We start from the raw sequence: 25,007 nt of genomic DNA, 5'->3' as shown, positions 1-25,007 counted from the left end.
GATCGTCCCTCCGCACCCGCTAAGCCTCGCAAACCGGACACAGCTTGTCCCGCCAACGTCGATTAGCGCGGGGGAACACGCCGGCCGGGCGCCGGCGGACGCACCGACGCCGCACCGGGCAGCGCGGCCGGGCAGCGGCGTCGGTGACCGGCAGGGGCGGCTCCCCGGGACATCCCCGGCGCGGGCCGGGCCGGCACCTCCCGGCTCAGGGAGGTACCGGCCCGGCGGAAGAGTCCCGGGCCGTGCCGGGCGGGCCGGGCGGTGACCCGCCCGGACCGTCAGGCGACGGGCGTGAGGGTGAACCGTTGGTTGGTCTGTCCGTGGCAGTCGTAGAGCTGGACCTGCGCGCCGTTGGCCGTGCTCCAGACGTCCAGGCACCGCCCGGACTGCACACCGCTGATGGTGCCGTTGGCGTTGACGGTCCACTGCTGGTTCGGCTGACCGTGGCAGCCGTAGATCTGGACCGCCGCGCCGTTGCCGGAGCCCGCCGCGTCCAGACACATGTCGCCGTACACCCGTAGCTGCCTGGTCGAGGTGTACGTCCACTGCTGGTTGGCCTGCCGGTTGCAGTCCCAGAGCTGCACCCGGGTGCCGTTGGCACGGGAGGCGTTGGGCACGTCGAGGCAGCGGCCGGACTGCGCACCGACGACCAGGCTGGCGGTGCCGGGCGGGCCGGTGGTCGGCGGCGTGGTCGGGGTGCCGCTCGGCGTCGGCGGCGGGGTGTCCGACGGGGTCGGCGGCGGGGTGGTCGGCGTCGTCGGCAGCAGCGGGCAGGTGCTGCGGTAGCTGACCACGCCGCTGTTGTCCGCCAGCGGGCAGAGGAACTGGCTGTACCGGGCGTCGTTGTCGACGAACATCTTGAGGAACGGCAGCATGGTCCGGATCAGCACCGGGTTCGACCGGCCGACCATGAACCCGTGGTCGGCGCCCGCGACCTCCAGGTAGGCGCTCTCGGTGGTGGCCGGGAGACTGTTGTAGAGGCCGGTGGCGTAGGACGGGGTGACCACCGTGTCCGCCTGCCCGGCGAAGACCATCGTGGGCACCCGGTCGTTGGCCAGGTTCGACGACGGCGAGTACGGGGCGATGCCGACCACGGCCTTCAACGACGAGCGCCGGATGGCGGCGCTCAGCGCCCCACCGCCGCCCATGGAGTGACCGGAGACGGCCAGCCGATTGGGGTCGACCCGGTCGCGCACCGGGCTCTGCTGGGTCAGGTAGTCCAGCGCAGCGAGCAGCTGGGTGCCCCGGGCGGTGTCGAAGTCGTTACGGCTGTTGGTCTCGATGCCGATCACGACGAAGCCGTGGGAGGCCAGCCACGGCCCCATCCAGGCCAGTTCGACGGAGAACAGCGCGGTGTACCCCGGCGAGATCGCGATGGCGCCGAAAGTGCCCTGGCTGGTGTCGGTCGGGTAGTAGATCCGGCCGCCGTTGAAGCCGTACCCGGTCGGGACGGCGACCGAGGTGTTGGCGAACGGACCGTTCACGGCCGCGACGCTGCTCCGGGTGGGGTCCGGTCCCCGCTGGTACGGGTTGTCGGCGGCGGACGCCGATCCGGAGGCCACCGTCATGGTGAGCAGTCCGGCGACGGCGGCGGCGACCCCGGCCGCGGCCAGCTTGACCAGCCGTCCCCGCCGGCCGGGGTGCGCCGTTGCGGCGTGGGTTCGCTCCGGGGGCGGGGGGTGGTATGCCTGTCCTCGCACTGTCGGTACCTCCTGGTGGTGGGTGGTGGGTGGTGCGGTACGGACGCCCCGGCCGGCGCCGGGGCCGCCCGCGGGTGTCGTCCGGTCGGGGGCCGCGTCGGCGGAACCGGCCGGGACGGTGCGGGGCGTCGGTCGCCGCCGGAGTTCAGGGCGCGGCCCGGCCGGCGAGCGGGTCGCTCCCGGGCCTGGCCGGCGGCGTCCACACGTGCTCCGGGCCGGTGGCCGGGCACGGACCCGTGCGGGTCGTCCCGACGGGCATGAGACGCCTCCGGGGTCGCCAAGATCGTGTTAACGTTCACACTCATCAATGTCTTACTACAGTGCCAGACCGGCCCGGGGTTTTCAACCGGTAGTTTCGGGCGACCGCCCCGATAGTTTCGACCCACCGCCCACCGACCGCCGACCGACCGTCGCACACCGGCCGCCCACCGCCGACCGCCCACCGGCCGGAAGCGCCGGGACCGCCACGGTGGAACCGGATCAGTGCGGTTGACGTCGATATGTCTCTCGTCATTCGGGACAATGCCGCAACACCGCCGGCAGGACGACGGGACCGGCTCGGAGCAACAGATTCGGACGCCCGTTGGGAAGCCCGCTGAGCAGCGATCCGACGTACCGTCCGGGCCGTCCCGGAAATGTTCCGACACCGGCCCGGAACAGCGCCGGACGGTTCTCCGGACTCGCCGGGCTGTCCGGGCGCATGTATCGTCGCCGATATGACGAACGACACGCGCGAGAACGCGCTTCCGAAGGACATCCAGGAGGATCTGGCGGAGCTGGACTTCGCCCCGATCAGCAACGAGGAGGCCATCAAGGTGGCGGACCGGACGTACCTGTTCGGCGTCCACGTCGACGCCGTCCGGGGCTGACGACCACGCACCAGATCACGGGGGATCCGGCGGGTGGCCGTCCACTCGCCGGAGTCTCCACGTCCATGACGGGAGACACAGGCTGAGCACCGATTCCGGTAGTGGTCTCGCCTATTCGTGCGACCCGGGCACGGGGCGACCCGGGCTCTCGGGTCAGTTCCAGTTCGGCGTGACCGGCGCTCACCTGCTCCTGCACGGCGGCCGGGATCTCGCCGCGACCGCCGCCGGACAGCCGTGGGGCGCGGAGCTGACCGCCGTGGTGGAGTCCTCCCACCGCGATGCCGGCCAGCCGGTACGCGTCGAGTTCACGGTCCGGGCGCACCGCCTCCGGATCGTCGCCGTGACCCCGCTCGTACTCCGGGACGCCGCGCTGCTCACCCACGTCGCGGCGCTGCTGGACGAGGGCGCGCTCACCGAACGGGACGCCCTCGGCATGGTCCGCGCGACCGATCTGACCCGGGTGCTGGCACCTGCCGGCCGGGTCACCGGCCTCCCGGTGCTCTGCCACGGTCGGGGCGTCGCGCCGGGCGTGGCCGGCGGCGTCGCCGTCTTCAGCGCCGACGCCGCGGTGGCGGCCCGCCAGGGTGGGGCCGACCCGGTACTGATCCTCCCCGTCACCAGACCGCAGGACCTGCCCGGCCTGCTCGCCGCCGCCGCCGTGGTCACCGAGCAGGGCGGCAACACCTCGCACGCGGCAGTGGTCACCCGTGGGCTCGGCCGGGTCTGCGTGACCGCGCTCCGCGACGCCACTGTCGACCCGGACGAGCCCTGCCTGCGCCCCGACGACGGGGAGCCGGTCCGGCCCGGAGACCGGGTGACCGTGGACGGCTCCGCCGGCACCGTCCACCGGGGTGACCCGCCCACCGCGCCGACCACCCGCACCGACCACACCGGACCGGCGGTGGACCGGATCCTCGCCGTGGCGGACCGGCACGCCCGCCTCGCCGTCCGGGTCAACGCCGACTCACCCGCCGACGCCGAGGCCGGCAGGCGGGCGGGCGCCACCGGCGTCGGGCTCTGCCGGATCGAGCACATGCTGCTCGGCGAGCGGCAGCCGCTGCTGGCCAGGGTGTTGACCGGCACCGGCAGCGCCGGGACGTCCGAGGCCCTCGACCGCCTGCGGGACGTGCTGCGCGACGACTTCGTCGCCCTGCTGCGGGCCATGGACGGGCTGCCGGTGGCGATCCGGCTGCTCGACCCGCCCCGGCACGAGTTCCTCCCCGACCTGACCCGGCTTGAGGTCGCCGCCGCCGAGGCGCGGGGCGGCGGCGGGGCCGGACCCGACCCGGTGACGCTCGCCGCCGCCCGGCGGCTGCACGAGACCAACCCGATGCTCGGCGTCCGGGGCATCCGGTTGGGCGTCCTCGATCCGCGGTTGCTGGCGGCGCAACTCACCGCGCTGGTCGAGGCGACCCGGTTGGTCCGCCGGGACGGCGGCGACCCCCGCCCCGAGCTGCTGGTGCCGATGGTGACCGTGCCGGCCGAACTGGACCTGGTCCGTGACCGGCTGGCCGAGGCGTACGAGCGGTGCGGTGGGACCGGGACGGAGACCATGCCGGTCGGGGCGATGATCGAGACACCGCGCGCCGCGCTCGTCGCCGGTGAGCTGGCGCGGCGGGCCGACTTCCTCTCCATCGGCAGCAACGACCTGACCGCGCTCGGCTGGGGGCTGTGCCGGGACGACGCCGAGCGGGAGCTGCTCCCCCGCTACCGGGATCTCGGCCTGGTCGACGAGTCGCCGATGGTCCGCTGGGACGACCACGGGGTCGGCGAACTCGTCCGGCAGGCGGTCACCGCCGCTTGTAAGGTGAGGCCGGACATCGGCGTCGGTATCTGCGGCGAACACGCACTCGACCCGGCGGCGGTCCGGCTGCTGGTCGGGCTGGGGGCCGACTACGTGTCGTGCTCCCCCGCCCGCCTGCCCGTGGCCCGGCTGACCGTCGGGCAGGTGGCGGTCGCCGTGGAGCGAGGGACGGAGGGGCGATGAGCACACCGGCGGTCGAGGTGACCGGCGTGGGACGGGTGTTCGGCCGCGGTCGGGACCAGGTGACCGCGCTGCGTGACGTGTCGTTCCAGGTCGCCGAGGGGCAGATCGTGGGGCTGCTGGGCAGCAACGGCGCCGGGAAGACGACCCTGACCAAGATCCTGGCCACCCTGCTGGAGCCCAGCACGGGCAGCGCCCGGGTCTTCGGCCACGACGTCCGGCGGGAGCTGCGCACGGTCCGGCGACTGACCGGTGTGGTGTTCGGCGGCGACCGGGGCTTCTACGGGGCGCTGTCCGGCCGGGAGAACCTGCGCTACTTCGCGATGCTCGCCGGGGTCGGACGGCGGGCCATCCGCGACAAGGTGGACGGTGCCCTGACCGACGTGGGGCTCGCCGAGGCCGCCCGCCGCCCGGTGGAGACCTACTCGAAGGGCATGCGTCAGCGGCTGCACATCGCGCTGGGGCTGGTCGCGGAGCCGCGTCTGCTGCTGCTCGACGAGCCGACCGTCGGCCTCGACCCGGTGGAGGCCGAGCGGCTGCGCGGCACCGTCGCACGGCTGCGCGACACCGGGGTGTCGATCCTGCTGACCAGCCACTACCTGCTCGACATCGAGCGGTTGGCGGACCGGGTGCTGATCCTGTCCCGGGGAACGGTGACGATGGACACCACGGCGGCCGAGTTCGCCCGCTCGGCGGGCTTCGCCGCCACGGTCACGGTCCGGGGGCGCGGGCCGGTGCCGCAGCAGCTCGGCGCGTCCGGGGCGGCGCTCGACGACGTCGAGGAGCAGGGCGGGGTCTGGACCGTACGACTCCGGGTGCCGGAGTGGGGCGGCGCGACCTTCGACCGGCTCGGTGCCGCGCTCACCGGCCTCGACGTGCTGGCGGTGGACGTCGCCCCGGTACGCCTGGAGGACGTCTACGCCACCGTCATGGACCGCATGTCGGCCGCCGACGGTTCCACCCCGACGGGCACCCGGTGAACGAGCGCCTGGCCACCGCCGCCTGGGTGGTCTGGACGGCGCTGCGCGCCGAGCAGCAGGGCATGCGTACCCGGCCGATGGTGGTCGTCGTCTCGGTCGTGCAGCCGGTCGCGCTGCTGGCCATCGTGGCCGGCACCCGCCGGCTCACCGCCGACCGGGCGAGTGTCGTCGTCTCCGCCGTGGTGCTGACCGCGATCTGGAGCGCCACGGTGTGGACCGCCGGTGGCGTGCTGCGACGCGAACGCACCTACGGCACCCTGGCCCGCAGCGTCACCAGCCAGTTCTCCCCCAGCCTGGTGCTCTTCGGCCGGAGCCTCGGTGCGACGCTCTCCAGCACCGCCGGGATCCTCGCCAGTGCGGCAGTGGTGATCGTGCTGCTGGGGCTGCGGGTCGCCGTGCCGCATCCACTGTGGCTGCTCGTCGCGCTGCTCGTCGTCGTCGCGTCCGGCACCGCGCTGGGCATGCTGCTCGCCTGCCTGTTCCTGGTCACCCGGCACGGGTTGGCCTGGTCCGGCGCGTTGATCTATCCGGTCTTCATCCTGGGTGGGCTGCTGATCCCGCCGGACGCGCTGCCACAGTGGCTGCGGTGGGTGCCGACACTGCTCAGCCTGCACTGGGTGCACGAGTTCGTGGTCGGCCTCAGCTCCGGCGCGGTCCGCCCCGCGCCGCTGGCGGTCGCGGTGGCGCTGACCGTGGTCTACCTGGTCGCGGCGGTCGCCTGCCTGCGCGTCGCGGTCGACACCGGCCGCCGGAGGGGGAGCCTTGAGCTCGTCTAGCCTGTCCGACGCCCCGCTGTCGTGGCGGCTCGGCGAAGCCGTCCGCTTCGGCTGGCGCGAGTTCCTCGCCATGAACCCGCCGGGGGTGCTCGGCGGCAGCGTCCTGCCCCGGGTGGTGTTGCAGACACTCTTCTTCACCCTGCTCGGCGGCGTCGTCGCGGGCACCCGGCACCAGGAGTTCGCCTACGTCGGCGGGCTGGTGCTCGCGCTCGCGATGACCAACATCCTGTACGTCTCCCAGGTGCCGGTGGCCGACAAGGACTCCGCCACGTTCTGGCGGCTGCGCACCGGACGGCTGCACCCGACGGTCCTCTTCGTCGCCCGGTCGTTGCCGTACCCGCTCGCCGGCTTCGGCGTGATCCTCGTCGCCGCCGTCGTGGTGGCTCCGGTCGCCGGGGTCGGTGACCTGGCGCTGCGGCTCGCCCCGATGGCGTTCGTCTACCTGCTGATCTCCTTCACCGCGACCGCGGCGGGCCTGGCCGCTGCCGCCTTCGTCGTGGGTCGGCGGGCCGAGACGCTGGCCAGCAACCTGATGGGCTACCTGGTGATGCTGTGCAGCGGGGCGTTCCTGCCGCCGGGGCGGGTGCCGGTGCTGGACGTCGTCGGGGCGTTCCTGCCGGGCCGGCACGGGCTCGCCGCGATGCACTCCTGGCTGCGCGGCGGCCCCTGGCTGTGGCAGCTGGTGGCCGAGGCTCTCGTGGGGATCGGCTGGCTGGGTGCGACCGCCGTCGTCGTCGCCGTGCAGATCCGCCGGGCGCACCGGCACGGGCACGACGACTTCGCCTGAGCGGCTGCACCGCGCGGCGTCACCTCAGGCGGGCGTGGCGTCGATCGTCACCCGGAGCAGCCGGACCGGCCCGGACGCCGCGGCGACCGCCGTCACCACGGCCCGCGAGCCGTCGTCGACCACCTCGCCGAACTGCACGAACCCGCCGTCCAGGTGCCGCGCCGCCGCCAGGGTGACGAAGAAACGGGAGCCGGCGCTGTCCCGCCCGTTGTTCGCCATCGCCACCAGGAACGGCCGGTCGAAGACCTGGTCGGCCCGCACCTCGTCGGGGATCCGGTAGCCCGGGCCACCCTGGCCGGTGCCGGAGCGGTCACCGGCCTCGATCACGAACCCCGGCACCCGGCGGTGGAACGCGACGCCGTCGTAGAACGGGTCGTCGCGTCGCCCGCCGGTGACCGGATCCCGCCAGCTCCGCGCCCCGCCGGCGAGCGCGACGAAGTTGTCGACGGTGTACGGCACCACCGTCGGCCACAGCTCCAGCCGCACCTCACCCAGCCCGGTGTGCAGGACCGCGGTCGCGGCGGCGTAGCGTCGCGGCACCGCCGGCCACGGACGGCGGAACTGCCAGGTCCGGTCGCGTACGGGCGCGGTGGCGTCCGCGGGCGACGCGGCCAGCTGCTCGGCCTCCTCGGCGGATCCGCAGCCGAGGCTGCCCGGCGGCGGCGCACCGAGAACGAGCCGACCGGTACGCGGCCGGTCCGGCGGCGGCAGGTCGACGGCCCGGTCGGCACCCAGCCACTGCGGGGAGTACCCGCGCTCGATCCGGTACCGGTGGCGCTGCCACCGACGGCGCACCTCGGCGGACGCGTGCCGGGCCAGGGTGGCCAGGTCACCGGCGGCCTGCGCTTCGAGCACCGGCAGCAGGTGCTCGGCCTCGAAGTACTTGTCGAAGAGGCAGCCGTTGTTGTGTTGCAGGGTGAAGCACTGGTCGATGAAGACGCGGGCGGGCAGCTCGCCGGCGGCGTACCGGCGGAGCATCGCGGCGATCGGCGCCCACGCCTCGCCGCCGTACTCGACACCCGGCCCGGCGAACGCGTCCACCGCGAGGTCCAGGGCGGGGATCTCGCCGAGCTCGCGGCGGGTCCGCCACCATGCCACCCGGCTGTCGCCGAGGTTGACCCGGGCCAGGAAGTCGGCGAGGTCCGGGGCGAGCGCGTCGGGACGGGCGCACTCGTAGTGGCCGAGTTCGGTGCCGATGATGAGGTCGAGCTGGCCGGCGAAGTCGGCGCTGAGCTGGGGTGCCCAGCGGGCCAGCCGCTCGGCGGCCGGCGCGTCGCCCTGCGCCGCCAACCACTCCAGCAGGTAGAAGTCGGCCGCCAGGGACGCGCCGTCGATGTTCTCCGTGTACCACCGGGGGGCGTACGCCGCGGCCTCCGCGGCGATCGCGGCCAGCGCCGCCTCCCGGTCCCGGTGGCCGTCGAGGTAGGGCGTCCAGTGGCGGCGGACCAGGTCGTACAGGCGGGGGAACCGCCACGCCGTGCCGAGCACCTCCACGCACGGGCGGTGTTGCGGGTCCGTCGTCCGGACCAGGTGCCCGGCGGTCAGCTCCACCACCGTCTTGGTCAGCAGCAACCGCAGCTGCCGCTGGTACGGCCCGGTGCCGGGCAGCAGCGCCCGCAACCGGCCCAGCAGGTGACCCGGACCGTGCTCGCTGCGCAGCAGCGCCCAGCCCAGCTGGGTCAGCGTCGCGTCCGCCAGGGTGGCGCCGACGTACCGCCGGAAGTCCAGGTAGGTGCCGGCCACCCGGGAACCGTCGAGGAGCAGCCCCACCGACGGCGGGTACGGCGCGAACGGCACCAGGTGCACCGGTAGCTCCAGCGCCTCCCCGGCGACCCCCATGGCCGCGGCCAGCGCCCCGCCCACCTCGGGCAGGCGGAGCCGCTGGTCGAGGTCGGCCTCGGCGGCGGCACGGCGTTCGGCGAAGGCGGCGATCGCCGGGGCGAGCCGGGGCCGGGCCGCGTCCATCGCGGCCAGCACCGTCCGGGTGGCCGCGTCGGTGGCCGCCGGTCCGTCCGGTGCGACCAGGGCGGCCGGCGGGATCGGCACGCCGGCCGCCCGCCACCCCCGCAGCCCGTCCCGGAGCGCCGCGACCGCCGGCTCGACCGGTCGGGGCAGCAGGCACACCTCCCACGAACAGCGCCCGGCCAGCTCGCGGTGCAGGGCCAGGAAGAGGTCGAGGGTGTCGCTGCGGGCATAGGTCACCTTCATGCCGCCACCCGGTGGATCAGGCCTGCCGTGTGCAGTTCGGCGGCGAGCACGGGCACCCGTTCGGGTGCCAGCCGACGGGCGGCGGCGTGCACCGGCCGGAGCAGGTCGACGTCGTGCCGCACCGTCGACTCGTCGACGCCGTCACACAGCGCCCAGACCAGCGCCGCCTCGTGGCTCAGCCGGACCCGGCGGCTCTCCGGCGAGGTGAGCACCACCCCGTCCCGGTAGGCGCGGACGGAGAGCTCCGGCGCACGCCGCAACGGCCCGTCGCCGCCGCGCCAGCGCGGCTGGTGGGCCAGCGGCACCCCGTGCCAGCCGAGGGTGGCCGTGGCGGCGAGACAGGTCTGGGCGAAGCCGCGCAGGTCGGCCAGGCGCACCGGGTCCGGGCCGGCGGCCAGCGGGTCGGCGCGCAGCAGATGGCGGAAGTGGTCGTGGGGGAAGCCGGCCGGCGCCGACCGGTCGAGCTGCCGCCAGACCCACTTCTCGCCGGGGAACAGGTCGCCGCAGCCCGCGGCGAGGGCCTTGCCGGCGGTACGCAGCAGCAGCCGGGCCGTCATCACCGCGCTGTCGCCGTCCCCGGGCTCGTCGACCAACCCGGCCAGGTCCTCCTGCCCGTAGTGGGCCAGGTCGAGCCATCGGGTGATCAACAGCTGGCGGAGGGTGGCCGCGTGCCCGCCGAGGGTCTCCCGCAGGGCGTCCGCCCCACCGTCGCGGACGACCTCCCCGAGGTGCAGCCGCAGTGCGATGGTGACGTCCCGCTGGGCGACCACGTCCGCGCCGTCGTCGCTGCGCAGGGTCGCCCCCACCACCCGCCGGACCGCCTGCTCCAGCGCCCGGGTGGACAGCCGGTGCACGTCGATGCGTACCGGGCCGGCGAAGACCTGCTCCCGACCCGCCTCGACATCCGGCCCGACGAGGTAGACGTCCACGTCGGAGGTGTGGTTGCCCAGGCCCACGGTCATGCTGCCGGTGAGGAAGACGCTCGTCACCCCCGGCCGGGCCGCCAGCCGCGCGGCCACCTCACGGGCCAGCGCGAGCCGTTCGGGCGCCGTCACCACCATCCGGGGTTCTCCGGGATCGCCAGGGAGAGGTAGTGGCCGTCCTCGGACACCATCACCCCGGAGCGGCAGCACCGGTCCAGCAGGACGCCGACCTCGGCGGTGGCGACCCGGTACCCGGCAGCGGCCAGCTCGGCCCGCACCCGGTCGGCCGAGTGCGGCCGGTCCCCGCACAGCTCGTACGCCTCGGCCTGCCAGCCGGAGAGGACGGCCCGACGGGGCTGCTCGCCACGGGTGTCGACCAGCACCAGCCGCCCCGGCAACCGTTGGTAGATCAGGGACGGCCGGTCCTGCGCCCAGCGTCGCCGCCACCGTCGGGTCGCGGCGGACAGCGCCTCGAACGCCTCGTCGCTGCCGGTCCCCTCCGCCGTGTAGTCGAAGAAGTAGGCGATCCGCGAGTGGTCGAGGGAGTCCGGGTAGATGTGCCGGTAGCTCGACCGTGGCCGGACGTCCGAGATCGGGAACGAGGGGTCGGTGAAGTAGGGGCTGAAGCGTTCCAGCCACAACCGGCCGCACCCGTCCGGCGGGTGCAGATGGTGCAGCAGCGGGATCAGCTCGACCTGCCGGCGGTAGTCCTCGTCGGTCTCGCCGGGGAACCCGGTCAGCATGTTCCACGCCACCCGGATCCCGTGGTAGCGGGCCCACTTCAGCAGGCGGACGTTCAGCAGCATGGTGGAGCCCTTGCGCATCAGCTTGAGCACGTGGCTGCTGAGGCTCTCGATACCGGGCTGGATGGTCAGGATCCCCGCCCGGCGCAGCACCGCCAGCTGCTCGCGGGTGAGGTTCGCCTTGACCTCGAAGAAGACGTGGATGTCCCAGCGGCGGTCGGCGAGCACGGTGCAGAACGACGAGAGGTAGGACATGTCGAGGATGTTGTCGACCGCCTCGACGTGCACCGTCGGGTAGGCGCTGAGCAGTGCCGACAGCTCCGACATGGCGCGGTCGGGGCTCTTGGAGCGGTAGCCCATGCCGAGCGCGTTCAGGCCGCAGAACGTGCAGTGGTGCTTCTGGCCCCACCAGCAGCCGCGGGCGAACTCGACGGGCAGCTTGACCGGTTCGTCGCCGAGGATCGTCGCCCGGCCGAGGCGCTCCAGTGCCGCGAAGTAGTCGGCGTAGTCCGGGAAGGGCAGCCGGTCCAGGTCCTGGGTGCGGGGCGCGTCGCGGGCCGGCGCGGGGTCGTCACCGGGACCGGGGGAGCCGGGAACGCCGGGGGCGGGGTCGGGGGCGGGGTCGGCGGAGCCGGGCACACCGGGGGCCGGCACGCCGGGGGCGTCGGTGTGGGCGAGCACGCCGGGAACCCGGCAGCGGGCCGTCGCGGGGTGCTCGGCAGCGGCCAGCTGCGCCAGCAGGCGGGGGAACGCCACGTCGCCCTCGCCGGTCACCACGTAGTCGAGCCAGGGCAGGGTGGCCGCGTACTCGACGCCCATCACGCTGTCGAAGTTCGCGCCGCCGTACACCTGGACCAGGTCGGGATGCTCCGCCCGCAGCATCCGGCCCAGCCCCAACGACGCGGTGTTCTGCAGGAAGGTGGAGGTGAACCCGACGACGTCGTACCCGGCCCAGTCGATACGACGCACGCACTCCCGCAACCATCCGGGGATCACCTCCCGGCGCAGCGCGGTCAGCTCGTCGAGGGGCTTGCCGGTCAGCTCGGCCCACTGCTTCTCGACCTCGGGGAAGTCCTGGTAGTAGGCCGACTCGGGCAGCACCTCGCCGAAGGCGGCGTACGAGAAGAGCCATTCGCCGATGAGGTGCAGGCGCTCGCTGGGCAGCCCCGCCAGCCCGTCGTAGGTCCGCGCCCCGAGCGCGGCGGCGAAGTCGAGGTTGAGGTAGTGCCCGTCGCACCGGTGGCCCGCGGCGCGGACCACCGACTGGAGCAACCCGCACTGGATGGACGGCGCGTCGACCCGCGCCCACGGCATGTTGACCAGCGCGACCCGCAGTGACCGGGCCGGTGGTGGCTCGGGCTCCGGGTGGGCCGACGCCCCCGGCGTCGCCGCCACCAGCGGCAGCAGTTCCATCGCCATACACACCAGCCCCCGCCGTCGGCATGAACGCGAGAGGCGATCCTATCGATGAATCGGGCGTCCAGCACCCGGTGGGCCGGCCCTCCCCGGTCGCGGGAGCCCGTCACGTCCGGGGAGGGCCGGCCGAACCTTCCACCCGGGCCGTGCCGGCGGCCCGGGTGGCCCACCCGCGCTCAGCCGGTGGTGCAGGAACGGATCTGGGGCCTGGCGCCGCTGTTGCCGTTCATCATCGTGGTGAAGCCGAAGGTGTTGCCGCTGCCGTTGGAGCGCATCGTCATCACGTAGCCGGAGCTGTCCCAGCTGGGGGTGCCGTTCCAGGTGGTGGTGATCCGCTGCGGCGCGGTCACCGCCACCACCACGGTCCAGTTGGCGGCCCCCTGGACCGTCACCGACGTGTTGTACCGATCGCCCCAGACGTTGGGGTACGTCGCCGTCGCGGTGCACCCGCCGGTGGGCGGCGGGGTGGTCGGCGTGCCGGGCGGGGTGGTCGGCGTGCCGGTGGTCGGCGGGGTGCCGTCCGGGGCCACCGCCCGGCCGGTGCTCGGCGAGATCATGCCGGGGCAGAGGTTGCGGCTGCTCAGGTTGGCCATGATCTGCGGGATCGCGTCACGGGTGTTCTGGATGCCGTCGTGCATCAGGATCACCTGGCCGGCCTGGAGGCGGCCGGCGTTGGAGACGATCTGGCTGACGCTGGCGCCGTTCCAGTCCTGGGAGTCGACGTCCCAGATCACCTGGCGCAGGCCGAGCGACGAGGCGACCGACTGGAGGGTGGCGTTGGTCTCGCCGTAGGGCGGCCGGAACAGCTGCGGCCGGACACCGGTGGCCGACTGGATCGCCGCGTTGGTCTGGGAGAGGTCCGACTGCATCTGGCTCTGGCCCATCGAGGTCATGTGGGCGTGGTTCCAGCTGTGGTTGGCGACCCACATGCCGGCGTCGACCTGGGCCCGGGCGGCGGACGGGTTGCCCTGCACGTTCTGCCCGACGTTGAACATGGTCGCCCGGACGTTGTTGTTGCGCAGCACGGACAGCAGCGCGCCGGTGCTGCCGGTCGGCCCGTCGTCGAAGGTGAGACCGACGTAGCCGTTGCAGGCGGCGGCGCTGGACGGGGTCGCGGCGACCGCGAGCCCGACGGCGCCCAGTGCCACGGCGGTGGCGAGGGCGGCCAACCGGACGGCGCGGCGCGATGCTCGGGGAACGGACGGGCGGCGGGTGCCACCGATTCTGGCGATCATGCGCAGGTCCTCCTTGGGGTGGTGACACCTGAGACGCGCACATCCATCGAGATGTGTTGATGGCGCTGTGAAATCGGAGTATTGCAGCGACGTTTCGAAAAGGTCAACGACTTTCGGAAACTTTCGGAGCCGAATTATCGAGAACGGGCGACCGGGCCGGAGGGCCGGGCCGTCCGTCAGGTACCACCGGCAGGCGCATGACGAGAGGACACGGCCATGGACGAGAGTCGACAGCCGGCGAAGATCCAGGAAACACTCACCGACATCACCCAGGGGCGTCCCTCGCAGGACCTGGTGTTCGACCCCCGGACCGGGCAGCTCAGCGTGACCAGCAACCCGAGCCCGGACGACGTCGTCGCCACCAACACCGCGGCGGACGGGTACTTCGGATGAGCGGGCACCCGCCGACGGCCTTCCTCTACCAGGAGCACGTCAACGAGCTGTTCCGGCAGTTCCAGCAGACCGGGGACACGGAGACCGCCGCCCTCGGCATGGCCATCGACGGCGGCGAGGTCTTCCACGTCTACCTGACCGAGCCCCGCATCCACTTCTCCGGGCAGCCCTGCCGGGCCACCGTCAGGCTGCACCGGGGACCGGCCGTCCGGGAGGCGGAGATCCCCGCCGGGGTCCGGTTGGTCGTCGACATCGGGATCACCGGGGACGACCTCACCGCCCGCGGCCGGATCGTCCTCGACGCCGGCGGCACCCGGGAGATCGACGTGAAGTTCGTTCCCGTCCAGGGAGAGATGTACGTCCGCGCGAAAGGTCTCGTTCCGACCGCGGCGCTCGCCCGCAAGTCGGTCGCCGTGGTGGGGCTGGGAAGCGGCGGATCCGCCATCGCCGTCGCCCTCGCCCAGTCCGGGATCGGACGCATGGTGCTGGTGGACCGCGACCGCATCGAGGTCGGCAACGTCGCGCGGCACGCCTGCGGGATCGGGGACCTCGGCCGGCGCAAGACCAACGCGGTCCGCGACCTGGTGCTCGGCAAGAACCCCGACCTGGACGTGGTCACGGCCGACCTCGACGTGGTCGAGGACGTGCCGGCACTCCAGCAGGCGGTGGACGGCGTCGACCTGCTGGTGGCGGCGACGGACAGCGACCGCAGCCGGTTCATGCTCAACCAGTACGCGCTCGACCTCCGGATACCGACCGTCTTCGGCCGGGTGCTCAGCCGCGCCTGCGGCGGCGAGGTGCTCCGGGTCCGCCCGTTCGACGGCCCCTGCCTCGCCTGCGTCTACACCACGCAGTTCCTCGCCCAGCGGCCACGTGAGTACTCGCGGCTGAGCGAGGCCCGCGAGGAGGCCCAGGCGTACGTCGACCCGGGCGACCTCGAGCAGCAGATCCAGGTCGGGCTGGCCTCGGACATCGCACCGGTCGCCAACTTCATGGTCAAGCTGGCACTCGTCGAGCTGTCCCGTGGGGCCGGCGGCGGGCTCGACAGCCTCGACGAGGATCTGCGGGCGGACTTCTACGTCTGGGCGAACCGCCGGGAGGGCGTCTACGCCAGCTGGCCGCAGATGGGGTTCGAGTTCACCAAACCGGCCGTCCTGCGGTGGTACGGCGCGAACGTCGGCCGGCGGGCCGACTGCGGCGCGTGCCACGTACCGGACCCCGCGTCGGTCCCCGACGCGGCGGGCTTCTTCGGCTAGCGGAAAGGCGGCGGGGAATTGGGACGCACACGCACCTCCGTACCGTGTCAGGCGGCCGGCGACACCGACTTCCGGGTGACGGTCTACGAAGCCGACCTCGACCACATCGCGGCCTGGGTGCTCGACCACCCGGCCATCGAGACCGGCGGCAACCTCTTCGGCTTCTGGACGCACAGCGGGTCACCGGCGATCCAGGTCGTGTTGGGACCGGGGCCGGGCGCCCGCCACCAGAGCGCGGCGTTCTTCCAGGACGTCGACTACCTCCGGGACAGCGGCGAACGACTCCAGCACGACCACGGGCTGCAACACATCGGCGACTGGCACTCGCACCACCGGATCGGCCTGGATCGACCCAGCGGCGGCGATGCGGCGACGGTCCACCGGACGTTGCAGACCAACGGTTTCCCGCGCTTCCTGACCTGCATCGCCACCCTCCGCGACGCGGACGACGTCCCGCCGGGGGAGGGCGTGCGGCGCGTCCACGCATCCGACGGCCGGTCCGCCCGTCGGGGCGGCGAGGTGGTGGTGCTGCACGCCTACCTGTTCGAGGCCGGCCGTGCCGAGCCGCGTCGGGGGAGCTGGTCGGTGCTGTCCGGGCGGAGCCCGATCTCGACCACCGCCGAGCGGGCGGGGGCGACCCGGCCGACCCCGCGCCAGACGGGGCCGTGGTGGGTGGTGCCGGGCACGACCCGCACCGCGGTCCGGCACGCGGAGCCGACGGCCTGGTACTCCACCGGCTGGGGACGGGACTTCCTGCTCCGGCTCGACGAGATCGGCCGGCGGGCGTACCCGTCGACGGCGATCACCGTCAACACCGACAGCGGGGAGCTGGCGTACCGCTTCACCACCGGCGGCGGACAGTATGCGGTCGCCTTTCCCGACGGCTTCCCGGACCGGCGGCCGGAACTCGTGTCCCCCGACGGCGGACGCGAGCCGGTCGACACGGCCCACCCGGACCGGCCGGGGGAACTCCTCCGGGAGGTACGCGGCCTGACCGGTCGGGGCGCGACCGAGGACCCGCACACGCACCCGACCAGTGAGGAGAGGACCGATGTCATGGACCCCGCTCCAGCGGCAGCGGCTGGCGCAGGAGAGGCTGATCCTGGGGCACTACTTCCCGACCCTGACGTGGTTCAATCCGACTGATCCGCAGTCGACCTTCGTCGAGGGGCCGGTCAACACGAACTCCGGGCGGTACTACTCCCTGCGGATCCACGTCCCGGCGGCCTTCCCGAACAGGTGCCCCGACATGGTCGTCACCGCTCCGCACCCGCTGACCGACCACCACGGCCGGCGGATCACCGAGGCGAGCGCGTCGATGCACACCCTCGGTCTGCGGGACGACCGCACCAGGATCTGCCACTTCAAGGAGAACCTGTGGGTACCGAACAACACGCTCTATCTGGTCGCGTTGAAGGGACGGATCTGGCTGGAGGCGTACGAGGGTCACCTGCGGACGGGACGCCCGCTCGACAGCTTCCTGCCCCACATGTGACCGGCCGGGTGGGCGGGCCCGCACAGGTCAGGCTGTGGCCCAGGAACGGAGCTTCTCGGGGTTGAGGATCGTCCAGATGCGGGTGATCCGGTCACCCGCGACGTCGAACGCCAGCACCGCGCCGACGCCGCCGTCCAGCTGCGCCACCAGACCGGGCCGACCGTTGACCGTGCGCTCCAGGATGGTGACACCGGCCGCCGGGCCGGCCCGACCGGCGAAGAACCGGGCGATCCGCTCGGCGCCCTCGACCGGACGGAGTTCGGCCCGGACCAGCCCGCCACCGTCGCCGGTCGCGGTGGCGTCGGGGGCCAGCAGACCCACGAGCGCGTCGATGTCGGTGGCCTCCCACGCCTGCTTGAAGGCCCGCACGATGTCGGCCTGACGGGCGACCGGCACGGGCGAAGCAGTGGACGCCCGGACCCGGCGACGGGCCGACGAGGCCAGCTGGCGGCACGCCGCCGGGGTACGGCCGACGACCTCGGCCACCTCGGCGAAGGAGTAGCGGAAGACGTCGTGCAGGATGAACGCGACCCGCTCGGCCGGGGTGGTCGACTCCAGCACGACGAGGAAGGCCATGCTGATCGACTCGTCGAGGGTCACCCGGTCGACCGGGTCGACCGGGGTGCCACCGGCCCGGTCGCCGGGCCAGTCCGCGCGGTCGGGCAGCGGCTCCGGAATCCACTCCCCCACGTAGCGTTCCCGTCGCGCCCGGGCCGAGCCGAGCAGGTCGAGGCAGATCCGACCGGCGACCCTGGTCAGCCAGGCCCCGGGGGACCGGATCGCCGCCCGCTGCGCCGGGGACAGGGCGTACCAGCGGGCGTACGTCTCCTGCACGACGTCCTCGGCGTCGGCGAGGGAACCGAGCAGCCGGTACGCCAGACCGAGGAGCCGGCCCCGCTCGCTCATGAGCCCGCTGAGGGCCGGATCGGGCCAGTCGAGCCCCGGCGCGGTGGGGTTGGTCATGCTGCCGCCGGCTCCCTCGGTCGCTGCGTGCCCACCGGTGCGACGGTCGACGCCGGGATGCGGACCGGACGCGCCGCCTGACATTCCGGAGGGCTGCTTCGTCGTACCAGTGAACCGAACACTATCCCAGCAACCTGCGAGGAGAACCCCCTCATGAACCTCGCCCTGTGGATCATTGCCGGGCTGTTGGCCGTGATCTTCCTGGCCAGTGGCGTCATGAAGCTGGTCCAGTCCAAGGAGAAACTGGTCGCCTCCGGCTACGCGGTCCTGGACGACTTCAGCCCGAACGTCATCAAGGCCATCGGGGTCCTGGAGATCCTGGCCGCGGTGGGGCTGATCCTGCCCGCCGTGCTCGACATCGCCCCGGTGCTGGTGCCGCTGGCGGCGGTCGGTCTGGTGCTGCTGATGGCCGGCGCGGCCATCGCCTGCCTCCGTCGCAAGGACGCCAAGACCGCCGTGGTGAACGTCGTGCTGCTGCTCCTGGCCGCGGTCGTCGCCTGGGGTCGCTTCGGCCCGCACTCCTTCACCAGTTGATCCCCGACCACACCGAACGAGCATCCGACCGGGAGAAAACGATCATGGAACCAGTCAACCTCACGATCGTCTACTACAGTGCCACCGGCACCGTGCACACGCTGGCCAAGGCCGCGGCCGAGGGCGCGGAGAAGGCCGGCGCGAACGTACGCCTGCGCAAGGTGGCCGAGACGGCCCCGGCCGAGGCGATCAACGCCAAGGAGGAGTGGGCGCAGCACATCCGGGACACCGCCGACGTCGACGTGGTCAGCGGCGACGACCTGGACTGGGCCGACGCGGCCCTGTTCGGCACCCCGACCCGGTTCGGCAACGTGTCCAGCCAGCTCAAGGCGTTCATCGACACCCTCGGCCCGCTGTGGTTCCACGGCAAGCTCTCCAACAAGGTCTACTCGGCCTTCACCGCCTCCAACACCCCCCACGGCGGGCAGGAGTCGACCCTCCTGGCGCTGTCGAACACCTTCTACCACTGGGGCGGGATCATCGTGCCGCCCGGCTACACCGACCCCATCCAGTTCCAGTCGGGCAACCCCTACGGCACCTCGCACGTGGTCGGCAGCGGCCCGCCCGGTGACGTCACCCTCCAGGCGGCCCGCTACCAGGCACGGCGCGTGGTCGACACCGCCGCCGCGCTGAAGGCCGGCCGTCCCGCCTGACCCGGCCCCGGACGGCACACGACGACGGGTGCCCCCGCGTCCCGCCGGCCGGGATCCGTGCGATCCCGGCCGGACCGGGCGGGGGCACCCGTCGTCGTGTCGGGCACCGGTTCCGACGCGTGCCCACCCGCTCCGACCGGTCACCTCCCGGTGATCCGGCCGGCCCGGTCGACCTCGCGCCGCCGGTGACCGGTCAGCAGGCAGCCCGGGTCGACCCCGCGCCGCCGGTGGCCGGTCAGCCGGCGAGGCGGACCGGGAGGGCGGCCAGACCCCGGGTGAGCAGGCCCGGTCGCCACTCGACGGCGTCCGCGTCCACCGCCAGGCGGGCCTGCGGGAAGCGGGCCAGGAACTCCCCGATGGCGACCTGGGCCTCCAGCCGGGCCAGCGGCGCACCCATGCAGAAGTGGATGCCGTAGCCGAACGAGAGGTGCGGGTTGCGCTCGCGGCCCGGCTGGAACCCGTCGGCGTCGGGGAACGCGGTGCCGTCCCGGTTGGCCGCGTGCAGCGACATCATCACCAGGTCCCCGGCGGCCACCTCGGCCCCGAACAGGTTCATCGCCTCGGTGGCCGTACGCAGCGAGGCACCGGTCACCGGGCTCTCGTACCGCAGGAACTCCTCGATGGCCCGGGGCAGCTCCTCGGGGTGCGCCCGGATCCGGTCGGCCAGCTCCGGATTCCGCAACAGCAGGTAGAGACCGTTGCCGATCAGGTTCGTCGTGGTCTCGTGGCCGGCGACGATGAACAGGAAGGCCGTCGAGATCAGCTCGTCCTCGGTGAGCCGGTCGGCCTGGTCCCGCGCCGCGATCAGCGCCGACAGCAGCGCGTCGTCCGGTTCGGCCCGACGACGGGCGATCAGCCCCTGCAGGTGCTCCACGAAGTCGGTGACCGCCTGGACCGGGAAGACCGGCGCACCCAGGCCGGCGGCGAAGGCGTCCGCCCACTCCCGGTAGTTCGCCCGGTCCTCCACCGCCACCCCGAGCAGCTCGCAGATCACCTGGATGGGCAGCGGCGAGGCGTACCCGGTGATGACGTCGACCTCGGCGGACCCGGCCGCCATCCGGTCCAGCAGGTCACCGGTGAGCTGCCCGACCCGGGGACGCAGCGCCTCGATCCGCCGGGGCACGAACGCCTTGGCGATCAACTTGCGCAGCCGGGTGTGGTCCGGCGGATCGAGACGCAGCATCGAGGTGTTCATCGCGGAACGCACCTGCGGGCTCAGCGCCCCCTGGTCGAACCAGTCGTTGCGGTCGTGGTTGGACAGGCGCGGATCGCTCAGCGCCTCGCGCACCTCGGTGTGCCGGGTGACCAGCCAGACCGGCACGCCGTTGGGCAGCCGCACCTGCCGGACCGGGCCGGCGGTGTGCACCGACGTGACGACGTCCTGCGCGGTGCCCGTGAACTCCAGAACAGCCGGAGACTCGCTCATCGGCCTCCTCCTTCTCATCTCGCGAATCGGTGCGGCTCCCCGGCGGACGGAGCACTCAGGCGCGGGTCTCGCCCGAGTCGGACAGGAGCATCTGATCGAGCATCCGGGGCTGCCAGTTGTAGTAGGACTGGACCTTGTAGTTCTCCTCGCCGGTCGACGACACCCCCGCGTAGTACACGAACCTGCTGTCGGCGGCGTTGTTCGGCAGCCCCTTGAGGAACTGCTCGATCTCCGGTTCGAGCGGGACGGGAAGGGACGACGAGTCCGACGCCATCACGGCGAAACAGAAGCGCTCCACCGCCGAGGACTCCCAGCCCAGGCTGGCGTAGATGCCGAACGCCTGCCGGCCGAGCCGGAGCATCTGCTCACCCGGATCCGGCAGGCCGAGTTCCCGGGTCATCGACAGGACGCCCGCTGGTTCGAGGCACTCGTCGGGCAGCCCGCCGAAGTACACGTTCACCGTGCGGTGCCGGTAGTCGATGCCGAACGTGTTCACCTTGTCGCCGAGGCCGCGCCGGGCGAAGAGGTCGACGTTGTCGGCCAGGCTCCGGGGCATCGAGGGCAGTTCGGCGAGGGTGGACAGCGACTGCATGCCGTCCGGCGGGAAGAAGAGGTAGATCTTCTTGAAACCGCCGGCCACCCCGAAGTCGATCCCGTAGCTGGCGATCGGGCAGCGCTCGCTGATCTCGGCCAGCAGCGTGCCGACCGGGTGGTCCGTCTTCTCGGTGAGCCCGTTCGACAGCGCCACCGCGTACGGGTCGACGTCGCTGCCCACGGTGAAGCGCCAGTCCAGGTCGCCCCGGTAGCGCGCTCCGGTGGCCACCCGGAGCGCGATGACGGCCTTCGGCAGGGAGTCGGCGTACGCGCTCAGGATGGGCCAGACCCGCTCCCGCGAACAGGGCACCTCCAACAGTCGCGCCGATTCCTCGATGGCGGAATAGAGTTGTGCCGACTCGGCAGGCTCGGACATTCATCCTCCAGGTGTCCAGATCAGCGCCTCCGCGGGCGGGCCGACCCGTCGGCGGCGCAGGCGTGGGTGGTGGGTACTCGCTAGCGGGCGAGGACCACCGTGGTGGGAGACGGGGTGGGGTGGAACGTGACGTCCTCGAAGCCGGCCTTGACCAGCCAGTCCCGGTAGTCGGAGCGCCGCCAGGTCCCGCCGTGCTTGCTCTTGAGCAGCATCTCCCCGGCGAAGATCAACGCGAAGGACGGTCCGCTCCGGTCGTCGTCGACGACGTAGTCACAGACGACCAGCGTGCCGCCCGGCTTGAGGGCGGCGCGCACCTTCGCGAAGAGGGCCGTGTTGTCGTCCGGCCCCTCCTGGTGGGCCACGTGGGAGTACACCACGACGTCGTACGCGGCGGTCGCCACCTCGGTGTGGTGGAAGTCGCCGTCGACGCAGGTGAACCTGTCGGCCACGCCCCGCTCGGCGACCAGCCGGCGGGCGATCGCGTTGATCGGTCCCCAGTCGAGCTGGGTGGACCGGGCGGCGGGGTTCAGCCCGAGCCAGGCGGCCGAGAAGATCCCCGAGCCGCCACCCAGGTCCAGGATCGAGATCTCACCGGCGTCCGCCAGCCCCAGCAGGTCGGCGACGATCGCCGTGACCGGGGTGGACTGGGCGGCGATGGCCGTGACCACCTTCTCCCAGTGGGGGTTGTCGGCGACCTCCACCGTCGCGTTCCTGATCGGGCCGCCCGCGCGGACCACCTCCGACAGGTCCGCCAGGCTGCCCATGTGGGTCATCTTGAGCTTGGCGAACTCGCTCAGGCTGGTGGGTCGCCCCTCGACCAGGTAGGTGCTCGACTCGGCGGTGTTGCGGTACCGGCCGTCGTGCAGCTCGACCAGGCCGAGGCCGAGCAGCCCGTCGAGGAGGGTCTGCGCGCCCCGCTCGGAGATGTCGGCCCGGACCGCCAGCTCGGCCGCGGTGCCCGCGCCGGCCTCCAGATGGGTGAAGATCGCGTGGCCCGCCGCCGCGCCGAGGATGCCGGTGGCCCAGTAGCCGTTGGCGATGTGCATGATGCGGTCGGGGGTGGGTTGCCGGGTGTCCACGCCGGTCACGCGGTCTTCGTCGCGAACATGATGAACCGCTTCGGGATGGCGTCCGGCGGGATGTCGGCGGGGTCCTTGCCGACCACCCGGGTCAGCGCGAACCCGGACTCCTCCAGCCAGCTCCGGTACGTCGGCACCTTCTGCAACCCGCCCTGGGCGGTGGCGCAGCCGAGCAGGAAGGTCGGGAAGAAGTCGATCTGGGAGTCGTCGGGGTCGGTGATGTCCTCGGGGTAGACCGGGGCCAGGATGACGAGCTGACCGCCCACCTCCAGCGCCCCGTTGGCACTCTTGAGGATCTTGAGGACGTCGTCCCTGTCGTACATGTCGAGGTAGTGCTTGATCAGCACCAGGTCGAAGCCCGCCGGGACGTCGGTGAAGACGTCGCCGCCGACGAACGAGCAGTGCTCCTCGACGCCGTGCTCCCGGAAGTTGCGCAGCGACTCCGCTTCCTTCTCGGGCGCGTCGAAGTTCGTCACGTGCAGCCCCGGTGACGCCTTCATCCGGTAGGTCATGATCGACCCGAGGCCGTTCCCGCCGAGCAGGTCGAGCACCCGCGAGCCGGCCGGGATGTCGAGGTTCTGGAAGAACCAGCCGTAGACGTTGCCGGTCTCCAGCTGCGCCAGCCGGCCCCACGAGTCGCGGATGTCCTCGTGCACGGCCGCCGCGTCGAAGAGCGTGCCGTCGAAGTCGTAGAACTTCTTGAGCCCGACCAGGCTGCCGGTCCGCACGCTCTCGGTCAGGTAGAACATCTGCCGGAGCATGGCCACCTTGATCATGCCCATGAAGGCGAGCGCCCGTTCGAGGTCGGCCTCGGCGACGCCGCCCAGCGCGGCCAGCGAGTAGGCGCCGGAGCCCTCGTCGTACGCGACGAAGCCCTCCTTCACCATCAACTGCAACAACTGCTCCACCGCATCCGGCTTCACCCCGACCGCATCACCGAGCTTGACCGCCGTCAGACCCGGATTGTCCCGCAGCCGGTCGACCAGACCGAGTTCGAAACAGGACAGCAGATTCATGAACCGCGTCGGTCCCACCATGTACTCGCGAAACCGGGCGAGAGTGGCTTCTGGCGTCATTGCGCTAGCTCCCTTCGGGTTGGTTCGGTCGGTCACGTCGACGTCGCCGACCGCACCGGCGGGCACCCCGGTCGGCGACGGCACCCGGTGGTGGGGCCGGTCGGCGGGGGCCACCCGGGCGACCGGGGTCGGCCGGCATCCGGGCCGGTCAGGCGGTCTTCGTGGCGGACAGGATGGCCTGCACGGGGATGACGTCCGGCGGCACCTCGGCGGAGTCCTTGGTCACCGCCTTCGTGACCGTGAACCCGCACTCCTCCAGCCAGCTCCGGTACGTCGACAGCTTCTGCGGCCCGCCCTGACCCATCGTGCAGCCGAGAAAGAAGCTCGGGAAGAAGTCGACGTTGTAGTTGTCCGAGTCCGTGATGTCCTCGGGGTACACCGGCACCAGGATGTTGACCTGACCGCCGACGTTCAGCGACCGGTGCACCCCGGTGAGGATCCGGAACACCTCCTCCTTGTCGAACATGTCCAGGAAGTGTTTGATCAGCACCACGTCGAAGCCCCCGGGGATGCTCGCGAAGACGTCGCCGCCGACGAACGAGCAGTGCTCCTCGACGCCGTGCTCACGGAAGTTCCGCAGGCACTCCTCCTCCTTCTCGGGCAGGTCGAACGTCGTCACCCGCAGACCCGGCGAGGTCTTCATCTGGTAGGTGTGGATCGCACCGAGGCCGGTGTTCCCGGCCAGGTCGAGCACCTGCGCACCGGCCGGGACGTCGATGTTCGTGAAGAACCAGGGATCGATGTTGGCGGTCACCCGGTTCATCAGCGTCAACCACGAGTCGCGCAGGTCCTGGTGCTCGGCCACCGCGCCGTACAGGTTGCCGTCGAACCCGTACAGCTCCTTCAGCCCGACGACCTGGCCGGTCCGTACGCTCTCGGTGAGGTAGTAGACCTGCCGGAGCGCGACCACCTTGATCAGGTTCATGTAGGCGAGCGCCCGCCGCAGGTCGCCCTCGGCGACGTCGCCCAGCGCGGCCAGCGAGTAGGCGCCGGAGCCCTCGTCGTACGCGACGAAGCCCTCCTTCACCATCAACTGCAACAACTGCTCCACCGCATCCGGCTTCACCCCGACCGCATCACCGAGCTTGACCGCCGTCAGACCCGGATTGTCCCGCAGCCGGTCGACCAGACCGAGTTCGAAACAGGACAGCAGATTCATGAACCGCGTCGGTCCCACCATGTACTCGCGAAACCGGGCGAGAGTGGCTTCTGGCGTCATGTACTGATCCCTTCGAGTTTGTTTCTGCTCCACGCGATGCGACAGGTGACACCGGCACCCACCACGGGGTGCCCACCGACGTGCGACGGTCCAGCAGGGTGGACGCAGGCGGCCGGGATCACCGGTCCGGTCTGGCGACGCCGGGTTCACGGCCGGGCGGCCGGCGGCCCGCCGACACCCACCGGTCACCACCCCGGATGCGCGTCGCGGTGCACGACGGCAGCGGCGGGACCGCCCCGCCCCGCCCGGGGAGGATCCGGAGATCCGCCTGCGGCCCGGCCCGGCCGGCGCGGACGGGTTCCGGCCGTGGACAGCCGGCCCG

The 25,007-nt window shown here is 72.5% G+C and carries 22 protein-coding genes; 11 read left to right on the top strand and 11 right to left on the bottom strand.

Going from position 1 to position 25,007, the window contains the following annotated elements; all coding sequences use genetic code 11:
- Window positions 1-278 precede the first annotated feature (278 nt).
- Window positions 279-1,700: a poly(ethylene terephthalate) hydrolase family protein gene (locus tag GA0070623_RS19310; protein ID WP_084261341.1), complete on the bottom strand. Its 1,422-nt coding sequence runs from the start codon at window positions 1,698-1,700 to the stop codon at window positions 279-281.
- A gap of 716 nt (window positions 1,701-2,416) precedes the next feature.
- Here GA0070623_RS19310 and GA0070623_RS30065 point away from each other — a divergent pair.
- The 5 genes from GA0070623_RS30065 (at window position 2,417) to GA0070623_RS19290 (ending at window position 7,096) form a co-directional block, all read left to right on the top strand.
- Window positions 2,417-2,569: a hypothetical protein gene (locus tag GA0070623_RS30065; protein WP_157517552.1), complete on the top strand. Its 153-nt coding sequence runs from the start codon at window positions 2,417-2,419 to the stop codon at window positions 2,567-2,569.
- 169 nt (window positions 2,570-2,738) lie between these two features.
- The gene (locus GA0070623_RS19305) at window positions 2,739-4,556 is read left to right on the top strand and encodes a putative PEP-binding protein (RefSeq protein ID WP_067309216.1); all 1,818 of its coding nucleotides are present in this window, start codon (window positions 2,739-2,741) and stop codon (window positions 4,554-4,556) included.
- On the top strand, window positions 4,553-5,533 hold the full coding sequence (locus tag GA0070623_RS19300; RefSeq protein WP_197700002.1) for an ABC transporter ATP-binding protein: 981 nt from the start codon (window positions 4,553-4,555) through the stop codon (window positions 5,531-5,533). The genes GA0070623_RS19305 and GA0070623_RS19300 overlap by 4 nt, the downstream gene beginning before the upstream one ends.
- The gene (locus tag GA0070623_RS19295) at window positions 5,530-6,309 is read left to right on the top strand and encodes an ABC transporter permease (protein WP_067309219.1); all 780 of its coding nucleotides are present in this window, start codon (window positions 5,530-5,532) and stop codon (window positions 6,307-6,309) included. The genes GA0070623_RS19300 and GA0070623_RS19295 overlap by 4 nt, the downstream gene beginning before the upstream one ends.
- The gene (locus GA0070623_RS19290; protein WP_067309223.1) at window positions 6,296-7,096 is read left to right on the top strand and encodes an ABC transporter permease; all 801 of its coding nucleotides are present in this window, start codon (window positions 6,296-6,298) and stop codon (window positions 7,094-7,096) included. Before GA0070623_RS19295 ends, GA0070623_RS19290 begins: the two co-directional genes overlap by 14 nt.
- Window positions 7,097-7,120: 24 nt before the next feature.
- On the opposite strand, the gene GA0070623_RS30610 is transcribed toward GA0070623_RS19290, so the two are convergent.
- From GA0070623_RS30610 to GA0070623_RS19270, 4 genes are all read right to left on the bottom strand, one after another.
- Window positions 7,121-9,304: a peptidylprolyl isomerase gene (locus GA0070623_RS30610; protein ID WP_197700001.1), complete on the bottom strand. Its 2,184-nt coding sequence runs from the start codon at window positions 9,302-9,304 to the stop codon at window positions 7,121-7,123.
- Window positions 9,301-10,365 (bottom strand): nucleotidyltransferase family protein, encoded by a 1,065-nt coding sequence (locus GA0070623_RS19280; RefSeq protein ID WP_067309227.1) that lies wholly within the window; start codon window positions 10,363-10,365, stop codon window positions 9,301-9,303. The genes GA0070623_RS30610 and GA0070623_RS19280 overlap by 4 nt, the downstream gene beginning before the upstream one ends.
- Window positions 10,356-12,389 carry a RiPP maturation radical SAM C-methyltransferase gene (locus tag GA0070623_RS19275; RefSeq protein WP_067309231.1) on the bottom strand — a complete coding sequence of 678 codons (2,034 nt, stop codon included), beginning with the start codon at window positions 12,387-12,389 and terminating at the stop codon, window positions 10,356-10,358. The genes GA0070623_RS19280 and GA0070623_RS19275 overlap by 10 nt, the downstream gene beginning before the upstream one ends.
- A gap of 173 nt (window positions 12,390-12,562) precedes the next feature.
- On the bottom strand, window positions 12,563-13,621 hold the full coding sequence (locus tag GA0070623_RS19270; RefSeq protein ID WP_067309234.1) for a polysaccharide deacetylase family protein: 1,059 nt from the start codon (window positions 13,619-13,621) through the stop codon (window positions 12,563-12,565).
- A 216-nt stretch (window positions 13,622-13,837) separates the two neighbouring features.
- On the opposite strand from GA0070623_RS19270, the gene GA0070623_RS30060 reads away from it, so the two are divergent.
- The 4 genes from GA0070623_RS30060 (at window position 13,838) to GA0070623_RS30055 (ending at window position 16,765) form a co-directional block, all read left to right on the top strand.
- Entirely contained in the window at window positions 13,838-14,014 is a 177-nt protein-coding gene (locus tag GA0070623_RS30060) for a hypothetical protein (RefSeq protein ID WP_157517553.1), read from the top strand.
- Entirely contained in the window at window positions 14,011-15,270 is a 1,260-nt protein-coding gene (locus GA0070623_RS19265; RefSeq protein WP_067309238.1) for a HesA/MoeB/ThiF family protein, read from the top strand. The genes GA0070623_RS30060 and GA0070623_RS19265 overlap by 4 nt, the downstream gene beginning before the upstream one ends.
- A gap of 75 nt (window positions 15,271-15,345) precedes the next feature.
- Entirely contained in the window at window positions 15,346-16,416 is a 1,071-nt protein-coding gene (locus tag GA0070623_RS19260) for a Mov34/MPN/PAD-1 family protein (RefSeq protein WP_089004122.1), read from the top strand.
- Window positions 16,322-16,765 (top strand): hypothetical protein, encoded by a 444-nt coding sequence (locus GA0070623_RS30055; RefSeq protein WP_157517554.1) that lies wholly within the window; start codon window positions 16,322-16,324, stop codon window positions 16,763-16,765. Before GA0070623_RS19260 ends, GA0070623_RS30055 begins: the two co-directional genes overlap by 95 nt.
- Before the next feature lie 27 nt (window positions 16,766-16,792).
- On the opposite strand, the gene sigJ is transcribed toward GA0070623_RS30055, so the two are convergent.
- Window positions 16,793-17,728: an RNA polymerase sigma factor SigJ gene (gene sigJ / locus GA0070623_RS19250; RefSeq protein ID WP_067309247.1), complete on the bottom strand. Its 936-nt coding sequence runs from the start codon at window positions 17,726-17,728 to the stop codon at window positions 16,793-16,795.
- A gap of 153 nt (window positions 17,729-17,881) precedes the next feature.
- Between sigJ and GA0070623_RS19245 the strand changes: the two genes are divergently transcribed.
- Window positions 17,882-18,262: a DoxX family protein gene (locus GA0070623_RS19245; protein WP_067309249.1), complete on the top strand. Its 381-nt coding sequence runs from the start codon at window positions 17,882-17,884 to the stop codon at window positions 18,260-18,262.
- A 44-nt stretch (window positions 18,263-18,306) separates the two neighbouring features.
- A complete protein-coding gene (wrbA, locus tag GA0070623_RS19240; protein ID WP_067309251.1) occupies window positions 18,307-18,915 on the top strand; it encodes an NAD(P)H:quinone oxidoreductase in 609 nt (202 codons plus the stop codon).
- A 235-nt stretch (window positions 18,916-19,150) separates the two neighbouring features.
- Here the strand turns inward: wrbA and GA0070623_RS19235 are convergent, their stop codons facing one another.
- The 5 genes from GA0070623_RS19235 to GA0070623_RS19215 all read right to left on the bottom strand — a co-directional run bounded on the left by GA0070623_RS19235 (window position 19,151) and on the right by GA0070623_RS19215 (window position 24,646).
- Window positions 19,151-20,341, bottom strand: coding sequence for a cytochrome P450 family protein (locus tag GA0070623_RS19235; RefSeq protein ID WP_084261343.1), 1,191 nt, complete (start codon window positions 20,339-20,341; stop codon window positions 19,151-19,153).
- A gap of 55 nt (window positions 20,342-20,396) precedes the next feature.
- Complete coding sequence (locus GA0070623_RS19230) at window positions 20,397-21,311, bottom strand: aromatic prenyltransferase (RefSeq protein ID WP_067309254.1); 915 nt, start codon at window positions 21,309-21,311, stop codon at window positions 20,397-20,399.
- Window positions 21,312-21,391: 80 nt separating this feature from the next.
- On the bottom strand, window positions 21,392-22,399 hold the full coding sequence (locus GA0070623_RS19225; RefSeq protein WP_197700000.1) for a class I SAM-dependent methyltransferase: 1,008 nt from the start codon (window positions 22,397-22,399) through the stop codon (window positions 21,392-21,394).
- Window positions 22,396-23,427: a methyltransferase gene (locus GA0070623_RS19220; RefSeq protein WP_089004121.1), complete on the bottom strand. Its 1,032-nt coding sequence runs from the start codon at window positions 23,425-23,427 to the stop codon at window positions 22,396-22,398. The genes GA0070623_RS19225 and GA0070623_RS19220 overlap by 4 nt, the downstream gene beginning before the upstream one ends.
- A gap of 187 nt (window positions 23,428-23,614) precedes the next feature.
- Window positions 23,615-24,646 (bottom strand): methyltransferase, encoded by a 1,032-nt coding sequence (locus tag GA0070623_RS19215; protein WP_089004120.1) that lies wholly within the window; start codon window positions 24,644-24,646, stop codon window positions 23,615-23,617.
- Window positions 24,647-25,007 lie beyond the last annotated feature (361 nt).

The sequence above is a fragment of the Micromonospora rifamycinica genome (assembly GCF_900090265.1).
In the GTDB taxonomy this organism is placed as follows: domain Bacteria; phylum Actinomycetota; class Actinomycetes; order Mycobacteriales; family Micromonosporaceae; genus Micromonospora; species Micromonospora rifamycinica.
The sequence above is the reverse complement of the archived record's forward strand: the minus strand, read 5'-3'. Positions and strand labels throughout refer to the sequence as shown.